Source organism: Mycobacterium sp. UM_Kg27 (genome assembly GCF_000972905.1).
Lineage (GTDB): Bacteria > Actinomycetota > Actinomycetes > Mycobacteriales > Mycobacteriaceae > Mycobacterium.
This window is the reverse complement of sequence record NZ_JRMM01000036.1, coordinates 1-12,222: the sequence shown is the minus strand read 5'-3', so window position 1 is coordinate 12,222 and position 12,222 is coordinate 1. Positions and strand designations below refer to the sequence as shown.

Annotated in this window: 14 protein-coding genes; 8 read left to right on the top strand and 6 right to left on the bottom strand. The window is 68.2% G+C overall.

All coding sequences use genetic code 11. From position 1 onward, the window contains the following. Complete coding sequence (locus LI94_RS08245; RefSeq protein ID WP_125079505.1) at positions 1-684, top strand: TetR family transcriptional regulator; 684 nt, start codon at positions 1-3, stop codon at positions 682-684. Here LI94_RS08245 and LI94_RS08240 read toward each other — a convergent pair. Genes LI94_RS08240 through LI94_RS08230 form a run of 3 tightly spaced genes read right to left on the bottom strand, consistent with a single transcriptional unit; the run spans position 676 to position 3,673 of the window. Then, complete coding sequence (locus LI94_RS08240; protein ID WP_036458201.1) at positions 676-1,695, bottom strand: DNA polymerase domain-containing protein; 1,020 nt, start codon at positions 1,693-1,695, stop codon at positions 676-678. The two genes, LI94_RS08245 and LI94_RS08240, sit on opposite strands and share 9 nt — an antisense overlap. A gap of 1 nt (position 1,696) precedes the next feature. Next, a complete protein-coding gene (locus LI94_RS08235) occupies positions 1,697-2,740 on the bottom strand; it encodes an ATP-dependent DNA ligase (RefSeq protein ID WP_046300895.1) in 1,044 nt (347 codons plus the stop codon). A 15-nt stretch (positions 2,741-2,755) separates the two neighbouring features. Then, positions 2,756-3,673 (bottom strand): haloalkane dehalogenase, encoded by a 918-nt coding sequence (locus tag LI94_RS08230; RefSeq protein ID WP_024443012.1) that lies wholly within the window; start codon positions 3,671-3,673, stop codon positions 2,756-2,758. Between the two features lie 79 nt (positions 3,674-3,752). Here LI94_RS08230 and LI94_RS08225 point away from each other — a divergent pair, with 79 nt between their 5' ends. Genes LI94_RS08225 through LI94_RS08220 form a run of 3 tightly spaced genes read left to right on the top strand, consistent with a single transcriptional unit; the run spans position 3,753 to position 6,207 of the window. Continuing rightward, a complete protein-coding gene (locus LI94_RS08225) occupies positions 3,753-4,169 on the top strand; it encodes a DUF302 domain-containing protein (protein ID WP_024443011.1) in 417 nt (138 codons plus the stop codon). 12 nt (positions 4,170-4,181) lie between these two features. After that, the gene (locus LI94_RS24945) at positions 4,182-4,316 is read left to right on the top strand and encodes a hypothetical protein (RefSeq protein ID WP_255341890.1); all 135 of its coding nucleotides are present in this window, start codon (positions 4,182-4,184) and stop codon (positions 4,314-4,316) included. 34 nt (positions 4,317-4,350) lie between these two features. Continuing rightward, positions 4,351-6,207: a fatty acyl-AMP ligase gene (locus tag LI94_RS08220; protein WP_046300894.1), complete on the top strand. Its 1,857-nt coding sequence runs from the start codon at positions 4,351-4,353 to the stop codon at positions 6,205-6,207. Here the strand turns inward: LI94_RS08220 and LI94_RS08215 are convergent. Further along, a complete protein-coding gene (locus LI94_RS08215) occupies positions 6,204-6,677 on the bottom strand; it encodes an NUDIX domain-containing protein (protein WP_046300883.1) in 474 nt (157 codons plus the stop codon). The genes LI94_RS08220 and LI94_RS08215 overlap by 4 nt on opposite strands. 2 nt (positions 6,678-6,679) lie before the next feature. After that, a complete protein-coding gene (locus LI94_RS08210; RefSeq protein WP_024443009.1) occupies positions 6,680-8,038 on the bottom strand; it encodes a wax ester/triacylglycerol synthase family O-acyltransferase in 1,359 nt (452 codons plus the stop codon). Between the two features lie 107 nt (positions 8,039-8,145). Here LI94_RS08210 and LI94_RS08205 point away from each other — a divergent pair, with 107 nt between their 5' ends. The 4 genes from LI94_RS08205 to LI94_RS08190 all read left to right on the top strand — a co-directional run bounded on the left by LI94_RS08205 (position 8,146) and on the right by LI94_RS08190 (position 11,961). Then, positions 8,146-8,829, top strand: a complete 684-nt coding sequence (locus tag LI94_RS08205; RefSeq protein ID WP_051190289.1) for an Rv3717 family N-acetylmuramoyl-L-alanine amidase — start codon at positions 8,146-8,148, stop codon at positions 8,827-8,829. Between the two features lie 2 nt (positions 8,830-8,831). Beyond that, complete coding sequence (locus LI94_RS08200) at positions 8,832-10,295, top strand: neutral zinc metallopeptidase (RefSeq protein ID WP_046300882.1); 1,464 nt, start codon at positions 8,832-8,834, stop codon at positions 10,293-10,295. Between the two features lie 196 nt (positions 10,296-10,491). After that, positions 10,492-10,956, top strand: a complete 465-nt coding sequence (locus tag LI94_RS24270; protein WP_239651180.1) for a DUF4333 domain-containing protein — start codon at positions 10,492-10,494, stop codon at positions 10,954-10,956. Between the two features lie 162 nt (positions 10,957-11,118). Next, positions 11,119-11,961 (top strand): formate/nitrite transporter family protein, encoded by an 843-nt coding sequence (locus LI94_RS08190; protein WP_024443005.1) that lies wholly within the window; start codon positions 11,119-11,121, stop codon positions 11,959-11,961. A gap of 28 nt (positions 11,962-11,989) precedes the next feature. Here LI94_RS08190 and LI94_RS08185 read toward each other — a convergent pair. After that, positions 11,990-12,222, bottom strand: a 233-nt coding sequence (locus tag LI94_RS08185) for an ANTAR domain-containing protein (RefSeq protein ID WP_082105698.1), incomplete at its 5' end; no start/stop codon positions are given.

The window sequence follows — 12,222 nt, the reverse complement described above, 5'->3', positions numbered from 1 at the left end:
GTGCGTTATCCTCTCGCTGTGCGTCAGGTCGCCTTCCAACGCGCCCGCAGCGACGCGAACAAGCGTCAGCGGGCTGAAGCGTTGATGGAGGCCGCCCGCTCGGTGGCCACAGAGACCGGCGTGGCATCGGTGACCCTGACCGCGGTGGCCCGCAGGGCCGGGGTGCACCACTCGGCGGTACGGCGTTACTTCAGCTCGCACAAAGAGGTGCTGCTGCGACTGGCCGCCGAGAGCTGGGAGGGCTGGTCAAACACCGTTTGCACCGCGCTGCAACGGTCCGAGACGATGTCGCCGGACCGGGTGGCCGCCACCCTGGCCGGCGGGTTGGCCGCAGACCCGTTGTTCTGCGACATGCTGGCCAATCTGCACTTACACCTTGACCATGAGGTAGACGCCGAGCGGGTGATCGAGATCCGCCGAAAGATCACCGCGGCGGGGCTGACCATGGCCGACGCCCTGCTGCAGGCGCTCCCCCGGCTGGGCAAGCAAGGTGCCTTCGACCTGTTGCTGGCGTCCTATTCACTGGCAGCGCCGCTGTGGCAGGTGGCGCACCCACCGACCAAACTGGCCGACGCCTATGCCGCGGAGCGGCAGGTGCCACCGGAGTGGAATCTGGACTTCACCACCGCATTGACCCGGCTGCTCACCGCCACCTGCATCGGACTGTTGGAGCCGTCAGTCTGATTTCGCCCGGCTGGGCTGCACCCGCTTGGGTTCGCCCGGCATCTTCGGGTAGTTCGGCGGGTAGGGCAGGTCCCCCAACCCGCGGGCCTCGTCGGTTGCCACCATGTCCAGCAGCGGCTCCAGGGACTGTTCGAGGTCGTCGATGGCGCTCCACGGGTCCCCGCGCCGTGCGATCAGGTCCGGCACCGTGCTGATCGTGAAGTCGTCGGGATCGGCGCCGTCGGCCAGCTCATCCCAGGTCAACGGCGTGGACACGGTGGCGATCGGCGTGGCCCGCACCGAATAGGCCGACGCCATGGTGCGGTCCCGGGCATTCTGGTTGAAGTCGACGAAGATCCGCGCGCCGCGTTCTTCCTTCCACCACGAGGCAGTGACCGCCTCCGGTGCGCGCCGCTCGATCTCGCGGGCCAGGGCAATGCCGGCCCGGCGGACCTCGATGAAATCCCAGTCGGTCTTGATCCGTAGGTAGACGTGCAGGCCGCGGCCGCCGGAGGTCTTGACGTAGCCGATGAGCCCGAGCTCGTCGAGCAGCGGGCGCACCACCTCCAGCGCGACCGCACGGGCCTGCGCGAAACCGGTGCCCGGCTGCGGGTCCAGGTCGATGCGCAGCTCGTCGGGGTGGTCGGTGTCGGGACAGCGCACCGGCCAGGGATGGAATGTCACGGTGCTCATCTGCACGGCCCACAGGATGTCGGCGGGCCGGGTGACCTTGAGCACGTCTGCGGTACGCCCGGAGGGAAACGTCACCCGGCAGGACTCCACGTTGTCCGGGTGCGAACGCGGCAGCCGCTTCTGGTAGACCTCGTCCCCGTCGATGCCGTCCGGGAACCGCTGCAGATGGCTGGGCCGGTCGGCCAGGGCGTGCAGCAGCGGCCCGGTCGCCACCGCCAGGTAGTAGTCGGCCAGCGCCCGCTTGGTGCCGCCCGCACCCAGCCGGGGGAAGTACACCTTGTCACCGCTGGTGAAGCGGACGGCGGTGCCACCGACCAGCAACTCCTCGGGACCGGCCATCTCAGGTCTCCAGCACGTCGGCGAGGTCGTAGTTCAGCGGCACCTCGAGCTGATCGAAGGTGCAGCTGGCCGGGTCCCGGTCGGGGCGCCACCGCAGCAGTTTCACGGTGTGCCGAAAGCGGTCCCCTTCCATCTGGTCATAGGCGACCTCGGCGACGCGCTCGGGCCGGATCGGGACCCACTGTTTGTCGGCGGCGGAGTTCCACCGGCTCGGTTCGCCGTCGCGGACCTCACCGAGATGCAACGGCTCCAGCTCGGTCTGGAGCTTGCGCCGATCGGCATCGGTGAACGCCGACGAGCCGCCCACCATCGCCAGCTCGCCGTCGGGGCGATACAGGCCCAGCAACAGCGAACCGATGCCGACCCCGCTCTTGTGGATGCGATACCCCATCACCACGCAGTCAGCGTCCCGGTGGTGTTTGACCTTGACCATCTCGCGCTTGCCGGGCAGGTACGGCCCGTCATTCCGCTTCGCGACCACCCCGTCCAACCCGGCGCCTTCGAACGTGGTGAGCCAGCGGGTGGCCTGTTCGGGGTCGGCGGTGGCCCGGGTGATGTGACAGCCGGCGCCGCCGGTGATGAGCTCGGCCAGCGCCGCGCGCCGCTCCCGAAAGGGTTCGTCGAGCAGCGCGGCCGAACCGGTGGCCAATGCGTCGAAGGCGATGAACTGCGCGGGGGTCTGTTCGGCCAGCAACCGCACCCGGCTCTCGGCGGGGTGAATCCGCTGGCTCAGCGAGTCCCAGTCCAGCCGGGTCCGCCCGCCGATCTGGCGCGGCACCACGACTTCGCCGTCGAGCACGCAGCGCGGGGCGGTCTCGGCGCGCAGCGCCTCCAGCAGTTCGGGGAAGTAGCGGCTCAGCGGTTTGCCGTTGCGGGACTGCAGCAGCACCTCATCGCCGTCGCGGAACACAATGGCGCGGAAGCCGTCCCATTTGGGTTCGTAGGACCAGCGCCCCGGCTCCTCGCCGTCACCGGGAACCTTGGCGGCCGCCTTGGCGAGCATCGGGGCCACCGGCGGCGCCACGGGCAAGTCCATGGTGTCCATCATGGCGGTGGCTGCTCAGCGCCGCAGGAACTCCACGACGTGGCGGGCGAGTTCTTCGCCGGCGTCCTCCTGCAGGAAGTGCCCGGCATCGTGGATCACCGGGTGGGCCCGGCCGTGCGCACCGGCCATCTCGCGCTCGAAGATCGGCGCCATGGCCCCGGTGATCGGGTCGCCGTCACTGAACGCGACCAGCATCGGGGTCTGCGAGGCGCACAGCGCGGCCCAGGCCGCCCGGTTGGCCGGGGCGGCGGGATCCTCGGGCGTGGTCGGGATCAGCGACGGCATGGTCCGCGGGCCGACGCAGTAACTGTCGTCGGGGAACGGGGCGTCATAGCCGGCCCGAACGGCGTCGCTCATCGGCCGGCGGCATCCGGCCTGCACGAACCATCCGACGTTGATGGTCGGCGCGGTCTGGATCGCCTCCCGAAAGCGCCACCAGACATCCGGCATCGGAATGTCCCCGGTGGGCAGGCCGGTGTTGGCCACGACGACGCCACTGAACCGGTCCGGGTTCTCGGCGAGCAGCCGCAGCCCGATCAGCCCACCCCAGTCCTGGCACACCAGCGTGACGTTGCGCAGGTCGAGGACGTCGAACGCCAGCGCACGCATCCACTCGACATGGCGCGCATAGGTGTGGTCCTGCGCGCGGGTGGGCTTGTCGGACCGGCCGAACCCGACCAGGTCCGGACAGATGACCCGATACCCCGCCTCGGCCAGGATCGGGATCATCTTGCGGTAGAGATACGACCACGACGGTTCGCCGTGCAGCATCAGGATCGGCTCCCCCTCTTCGGGACCGTCTTGCACCCAGGCCACCCGCAGCGTGCCGCCGGGCTCGTCCTGGTCCAGGTCATCGAGGTCGCAGAACTGCGGCTGGTAGGGGAAATCCGGAAGTCCGGCGAATCTGTCGTCGGGCGTGCGCAGGGTCTGCATGAGGCGACGATACCGTGTCGGTATATACCCCCGGGGGTGTCTGATAGACTGGTTTTCTACGCGACCAAGGAGGCCTGGAATGTCCGTGGCAATGAGCACCGCAGTGACCGGCACCGATTTCGACACCGTCACCGAGAAGACACGAGAGATCCTGAAGGACAACGGTTTCGGCGTACTGACCGAAATCGACATGCAAGCAACACTGAAGGCCAAGCTCGGCGAGGAGATGGAGCGCTACCTGATCCTGGGTGCCTGCAACCCACCCCTGGCCCACCGGGCCGTGACCGCCGAGAAGCGCATCGGGGTGCTGCTGCCCTGCAACGTCGTGGTTCGCGAAGACACCGAACACCCGGGCACGGTGCTGGTGGAGGCGATGAATCCGCAACTGATGGCCCAAGTGATCGACAATCCGGCATTGGCGGCGATCGCCGACGAGGTGAGCGAGAAGATCCGCACCGTCATCGATACGCTGGCGGGTGCGTTACGCACCAGCTGAGAGGAGCCGCCGATGTGCTACCCCGTGCCCTGTCGAGTCTGTGGCAAGACCACCTGGGACGGCTGCGGCGAGCACATCGCAGAGGTACGCGCCCAGGTGCCGCCTGAGCAGTGGTGCGAGGGCCATCCGGAGACGACGCTCTCCTAGCCGAGTCCCCGCATGCACGCATTATGGTGTGGGCATGCCTGAGCAATTCCTGCCAAACGCAGACACCCTGGTGGACTTACTGCGGATACAGGCTGACCGGTACGGGGACAAGGTCGCGTTCAACTTCGCCCCCGACGGCGACAAGATCATGGCGAGCCTGACCTACCGGGAACTCGACGCCAAGGCTCGAGCAGTCGGCGCCGAGCTGCAGCGCCTTGGCGCTGCCGGGCAACGCACGCTGGTGATCTGCCGACCGGGGCTGGACAGCATCATCAGCATTTTCGGCTGCTTTTACGCCGGGGCGATCGCCGTGCCGGTCGACACTCCCCTGGCCCGCCTGAGGCTGGTCGCGCCCGACGCTCGGGCCACCTTTGCGGTAGCGACCTCGGCCACCCAGACTCAACTTCAGGCGGCGGCCACCGATGTGCCCGGTATGTCGACGCTTCAGTGGTGCGCCATCGACCAAGCCGCCAGCCCCGAAGCATGGCAGGCGCCCGACATCGACCCGAGTACCACGGCGATGATCCAGTACACCTCGGGCTCGACCAAATCGCCCAAGGGCGTTGTCGTGACGCACGGCAACCTCATGCACAACTTGGAGTCCATCCGGCGCGCCTACCACGGCAACGAGGACCAGACCAGCGTCTACTTCCTGCCGCAGCAGCACGACATGGGACTGATCGGTGGGGTCCTGGAGATGATCTACGTCGGCTGCACCACCGTGTTGATGTCGCCGATCGTCTTTTTCCAGCGGCCGATGGCGTGGCTGGAGGCCATGTCGCGGTTTGGCGCCCACACGACCGCAGCACCCAACAGCGCCTACCGGTTGTGTGTCAAACACAGCACCCCGGACCAGCGCGCGGCCCTGGATCTGTCGAACTGGACCACCGCCGCGAGCAGTTCGGAGCCGATCCACGCCGCGACCATTCAGGAGTTCGCCGACGCGTTCGCGCCGGCGGGATTCCGCATCGAGGCGTTTCTGGCGTGCTACGGCCTGGCCGAGGCCACCCTGCTGGTCTCGGCGGACCCCACTCCCGGCGTCGTCGGCGTCCGCTACGTCGACAGCAAGGCGCTGAGTGAGAACCGCACCGTCGACGTCGAGGCCACCACCGACGCCGTCGCAGTGGTCAGCTGCGGCCCGCCGGTGTACGGCCAGCGGGTCCTGATCGTCGATCCGGAGACCCGCCAGCAGCTCGGACCCGACGAGGTCGGCGAGATCTGGGTTTCGGGACCCAGCGTGGCGCAGGGGTACTGGGCACGGCCGATAGAGAACGCGCACAGCTTCGCCGGGTTCCTGTCGGACACCGGTGAAGGCCCCTTCCTGCGCACCGGCGACATGGGATTTCTCTGCCAGGGCGAGGTCTTCGTCACCGGGCGGTGGAAGGACCTCGTCACCATCGGCGACAGCAACTATTTCCCGAACAACATCGAGCCGACGGTGCAAGACAGCCATCCGGCGTTGCTGGCCGACCGCGGCGCGGTGTTCGCCGTGCAACCGAAACCGCATGACGACGCCCGCCTGGTGATCGTGCAGGAACTGGACTATCGGCAGCAGGTCGACGAGAGCGAGTATCCCGCGATCATGGAGTCCATCCGCGCGGCGGTCAGCGAACAGCACGGCTTGAACACCCAGGACCTATTGCTGGTGCCGGCGATGCGGGTGCCCACCACCTCCAGCGGCAAGATTCAACGGGGCGAATGCCGGCGGCAGTTCCTCGCCGGCGAACTGCACCCGCTGGCCCGGTGGCATGCTCCGGCGACGCCGGCTGTCCGGTCCCCGCAGGGAGCCGGAGCAAACGGAACCAGCACGTTGGCCCGGATGATCGTGTCCAGCTTGGCGCAGCGGCGTCAGCAGCAACAGGGAACACCTCCCACCCAGACCGGCGGTTAGGGCTCGATCCGCAGGTAATCCACCAACCGGTCCAGGACGGGCCGCTGCCCGGCCAGCAGCTTGATTCGCGCCTGGGCCACCGAGTACCAGCCGACCCGGTCTACTTCGGGAAACTCCCGTCGTTGTCCCGACCGCGGCGGCCACTCCAATTCGAATGTGTTGCTGCGAGCCTCGGTCACGTCCAGGTCGCCGCGCACGGCGAACACCGTGACCACCTTCCCGCCCGCCTGGCGCACCTCACCGAGGTCTGCTCGCTCGCCGTCCGGCGGCGCAAGGCCGAGCTCCTCGGCGAATTCACGTCGCGCGGTATCCCACGGGTCCTCGCCTTCGGGTTGTTCGCCCTTGGGAATCGACCAGGCGCCGTCATCCTTGCGCGCCCAGAACGGTCCGCCGGGATGGGCGATCAGCACCTCCACGGCGCCGTCGGCGCCCGCCCGGTACAACAGCAACCCGGCGCTGCGCTTGGCCATGGTCACACCCCCACGGCGTGTTCCAGGTCCTCCAGCGCGGTGTTGAGGTGTCTCAGCAGCCGTTGCAGGTGCGGAACGGAGCGGCGGCAACCGACCAGCCCGAAGTCGAGGTTGCCGGCGTTGCTGACCACCGTCATGTTGAGCGCCTGCCCGTCCAGCGCGATCGACATCGGATAGTTGCCGTCGAGGCGGGCGCCGCGCCAGTACAGCGGCTCGGCGGGGCCGGGCACGTTGGAGATGACGATGTTGAACGGTGGCTTGGCCGCCGAGACGAAGCCGGGGATGGCCGCCAGGGCCAGCGGCGCCATATTGGCCGCCGACAACGCCAGCGCCTGGGTGCGCGGCAATTCGCTGAACACCTTCTTGTTCCCGCGCATCGACTCGCTGATGGTTGCCAGCCGTTGCGCCGGGTCCTCGAGGTCGGTGGCCAGGTTGCACAAGATGGCGCCGACCATGTTGCCGCCGGAGTCGGCTTCGGCTTCGGTGCGCAGGCTCACCGGGACCATCGCCACCAGGGGGTGGTCCGGCAGCGCGTTCTGCTCGTCGAGGTAGGCGCGCAACGCCCCGGCACACATCGCCAGCACCACGTCGTTAAGGGTGACGCCGGCCGCTCGTTTCACCGCGATCACCCGCTCGACCGGCCAGGACTGCGCCGCGCACCGACGGGCACCGCCGATATTGACGTTGAGCATGGTGCGCGGCGCTGCGAACGGCATAGTCAGTTGTTGCTCCAGCAGCGCTGCGCGCGCGAGTCGCACCGTCGACGGCCCAAAGGCGGCAACGTCTTTGACCATCTGAGTCAGTTCGCTCAAGCGGGACCCGGACTCGGGGCGCGGCCGCGACGAGACCCGGACCGACCACGGCGTGCGCAATTCCGATTCCCGCGGATCGGTCGACAGCGTGCGGCGCATCAGCCGCAGCAACGAGACACCGTCGATCAGCGAGTGGTGGACCTTGACGTAGACGGCGAACCGGCCGTCGTTGAGGCCCTCGACCACGTGGGCCTCCCACAGTGGGCGGTGCCGGTCAAGCAGGCTGCCGTGCAGCCGTGAGGTCAGCTCGAGCAGATCACGCACCCGGCCCGGTACCGGCAGCGCCGAGCGCCGCACGTGGTACTCGAGGTCGACGTCGTCGTCGAAGGCCCAGCCCACGCCGGAGATCGCGCCGAGCTGCGACGCCGGGTGCTTGCGGAAGGCGGGCTGCAGATCACGGGCGCTCAGCAGGCCCCGGTAGATCTCGCCGACGAATTCCGGTCCGGAGCCCTCCGGCGGCTCGAACAACATCAACCCGCCGACGTGCATGGGGTGCTCACGCGTCTCAGCCAGCAGGAAGACCGAATCGAGCGGTGACATCAGCTGCATCGATCCATTAGACCCCGGAGGGGCCCATGGCCGCTTGCTAGTCTTGCCCCGTGCGTCGCCGGGCCCCTGTCTGTGTCGCCTCGGCCGCGTGCTTACTCGCGGCCGGCATTGTCGCGCCCGCAGCTCCGGCCGATCCCGCGAATCCCGCCGTTGCCGGCAAGACGGTGTTCTTGGACCCCGGACACAGCGGCGCCAACGACGCCTCGATCGCCCGGCAGGTTCCCAACGGGCGCGGCGGCACCAAACCGTGCCAGACCAGCGGAACCGCCACCGATGACGGCTATCCCGAGCACAGCCTGGCCTGGGACGTGACCGGCCGGATCCGGGCGGAACTCGAGCGGCTGGGCGTGCATACCGAACTCTCGCGTGCCGACGACGCCTCCGTGGGGCCGTGCATCGATGCCCGCGCCGCCGCGGCCAACGCGGCGCACCCGGACGCGATCGTGTCCATCCACGCCGACGGTGGGCCGGCCTCGGGCCGCGGGTTTCATGTCAACTACTCCAGCCCGGCGCTCAACGACGCCCAGTCCGGGCCGGCCGTGGCGCTGGCCGGCGACATCCGGGATTCCCTGACGGCCGCGGGCATTCCCCAGTCCAGCTATCTCGGCACGGACGGCCTGTATGGGAGAGCGGATCTGGCCGGGCTGAATCTGGCCGAGTATCCGGCGGTGCTGGTGGAGCTGGGCAACATGCGCAATGCCCAGGACGCGGCGCTGCTGGAGAGTGCCGACGGGCGAGCGCGGTACGCCTCGGCGGTCACCAGCGGGATCGTGGCCTACCTCAGCAGGTGACGATGTCTCAACGCGGATTCGGCCGTACCGCCAGAACGCTTTTCGGGGTGGCCACCCTGATCCTGGCGCTGACGGGCTGCTCCCCCGACAGCGTCCCGACGGTGATCGCCGGGCACGCGGTTTCGATGCTGTATGACCCCGGACGGGTCGGCGGTCTGCCCACCGCGGAGGGGCCCAGCGGCCCGCGCGGCGACGTTCCCCCGGTCACCGCCCGGGTGCAGAACAGCGACGGCGGCGACATCGACCGCCTGTCACTGTTGGCCGTCGATGACATCGAGGACTTCTGGACGCAGCATTACGCCGAGGCGCTGCGCGGACGCTTCCAGCCGGTCTCGACGCTGATGTCGTATGACTCCACCGACCCGGACGGCCCTTCGGTGTGCGGTGGCGAGGTCTACCACCTGCCGAACGCGATGTATTGCCGCCGGATGGACACCATGGCCTGGGACCGCGCCAAATTCCTGCCCACGGCCCGAAAGTACTTCGGCGACATGGCGATCAACGGAACCCTGGCGCACGAATACGGGCACGCCCTGCAGAACATGGCCGGCATCGTCCACCCGCTGACGCGCACCCTGGTCCGCGAACAGCAGGCCGACTGTTTTGCCGGGGTGTATCTGCAGTGGGTGGCCACGGGCAGTTCGTCGCGGGTACAGCTGAGCACCGGCGACGGCCTCAATCATGTGCTGGCCGGCCTGATCGTGATCCGCGACCCGGTATCGACGCCGGACAATCCGGTCTCGATCTCCGATGAACACGGCACCGCTCTGGATCGGGTCGGTGCTTTCCAGACCGGCTTCGACGGCGGCGCGGCGATGTGCGCCGACATCGACATGGACGAGATCCGCAAGCGCCGTGGCAATCTGCCCCATTCCCTGTTCGATTCCGAGAACCCGCAAAGCGACCTCGCCATCGACGCGTCGGTGTTGTCGACCCTGATGGAGCAGCTGGGCCAGATCTTCGGCCTGTCCCGCCCGCCGGAGCTGTCCACGTCGGGCAAGTGCCCCAGCGGCCACCAGCCCGACCCGGTGGCCTACTGCCCCGAGTCCAACCTGATCGTCGTCGATCTGTCCGGACTGCAGGAGATGAGTGCCCCGACCGATCAGTCGACGCTGGGCATGCCGCAGGGCGACAACACCGGGTTGTCGGCGGTCACGTCGCGGTATGCCCTTGCGGTGCAACGCGAACGCGAGGTCGGTTTGGAGTCGGCATCGGCGGCGTTGCGCACCGCGTGCCTGACCGGGGTGGCGCAGCGCCGGATGGCCGAGCCCATGACGCTGTCGTCGGGGCCGGGCTTGACGCTGGCCGGCGGCGACCTCGACGAGGCGGTGACGGGCCTGTTGATGAACGGCATCGTCGCCAGCGACGCCAACGACGACACCGTGCCGGCGGGGTTCACCCGGATTCTGGCGTTCCGGTCCGGGCTGCACGGCGACGTCGACGGATGCTTCGGGCGGTTCCCGTGATGGGCCCGGCGTCATGAACCGTCCCGACGACCCGCGCGAACGGCCGGAGCGGCGGACCACACCGATTCCGCGGCCACCCCAGCAGCCGCGGGGACCCCGTGGCCCGCAGGGGCCGCCACCGCAACGTCCCCGGCCACCCGAGCGACCGTGGTATCTCGAGGAGGTCCGCCGACCCCCTGCACCACCGCCACGCCGGGTGCCACCGCCCCCGCAGGCGCACCGGCCACCGCCGTCGGGCCCGCGGCCACCGGCACCCCAGGACCGTCGCCGGCCGCGGGCGGACTCGGAGGCCGGCGCCCCGAAACCGGCGCGCCCCCAACCGCCGTCGAACCGCGCCGTGCTGATCGCCGCGGGCCTGACCGGGCTGCTCGCCCTGGGTGTGCTTGCGACGTTGGTGCTGCGCGGCGCCGTCGGCGGCTCGGCCCCCGTCGAGCTCGATGTGGTTGCGGCCCAAGACGGTGTTCGCCAGGTGCTCACCGACCCGATCAACGGCTACGGCCGCGACAAGGTGAGCGATGTCCGCTGCAACAACGGGGTCAACCCGACCGTGCGCAAGGGCACCAGTTTCAGCTGTGTGGTCACTGTCGACGGCGCTCAGCGCCGGGTGCTGGCGGAGTTCACCGACGACGCGGGCACCTATGCCGTCGACCGCCCGCGGTGATGTTTTAGCAGCAAAAACACCATCTAGATCCCGCGATTCCATTGTTGGGCAACGTCTGTGGGCTGACTAGGAGTTGACTGACGAGCTTGCTCCAAGCGGGCCGCACCGACATAGGGTCACAGCGCCGATCCAACTACTGCGCTGCGGTACCTGAGGAGTTCGATGACCTACGTCAAGCCGCCCGAGTTGATCAATGTGATGATCGATGCCGGCCAGTCCAAGATTTTCATGTCCACCCGCGACACCCTGATCCGCGCATTCATGGCCGGTGCGACGCTGGCGCTGGGCGCGGCGTTCGCGGTGACCATGACAGTGCAGACCGGTCACGCGATCATCGGGGCAATGCTGTTTCCGGCCGGATTCTGCATTCTCTACCTGCTGGGATACGACTTGCTGACCGGTGTGTTCGTGTTGGCGCCACTGGCCTGGCTCGACAAGCGTCCGGGTGTCACCATCGGCGGGGTGCTGCGGAACTGGGGACTGGTTTTCCTGGGCAACTTCGCCGGTGCCTTCACCGTCGCGGTGCTGATGGCGATCGTGTTCACCTACGGGTTCTCCAGCCCGCCCAACGAAGTCGGCCAGGCGATCGGGCACATCGGCGAGGCCCGCACGCTCGGCTATGCCGCACACGGCTTTCCGGGCATGCTGACCTTGTTCGTGCGCGGCATGTTGTGCAACTGGATGGTGTCCACCGGCGTGGTCGGGGCCATGCTGGCTACCGACGTCACCGGAAAGGTGATCGCCATGTGGTTGCCCGTATCCCTATTCTTTGCAATGGGATTCGAGCACTCAGTCGTAAACATGTACCTGTTTCCGTCCGGCCTGATGCTCGGCGGGCACTTCACCATCCTGGACTACATCGAATGGAACGAGATTCCCACGGTGCTGGGCAATCTGGTGGGTGGCTTGGCCTTCACCGGGTTGGCGATGTACGCGACGCACTCGCGGACCGCGCCCAAGCGCAGCGCTTCGGCGGTACAGAAGGAAGTGACCGCGGGAGTCTGACGGCGCACACCCGGACCGGCCGCGGTGATCAGCGCTGATCCGAGCGATCGTTCCTGATGAGCTTGCGGGCGACCTGAGCCACCGGCGTGTTGGTGTCCTGCGAAATCTTCACCAGCAGGTTGAAGGCGGTCGTGGCGTCGATGTCGTACCGCTCCATCAACGCGCCTTTGGCCTGGCCGATCGTGTCGCGGCTCTCGATGGCGCGCTGTAGTTGCTCGGCCTCACGGACCAAGGCTTGTCGTCTGTCTCTTATACACATCT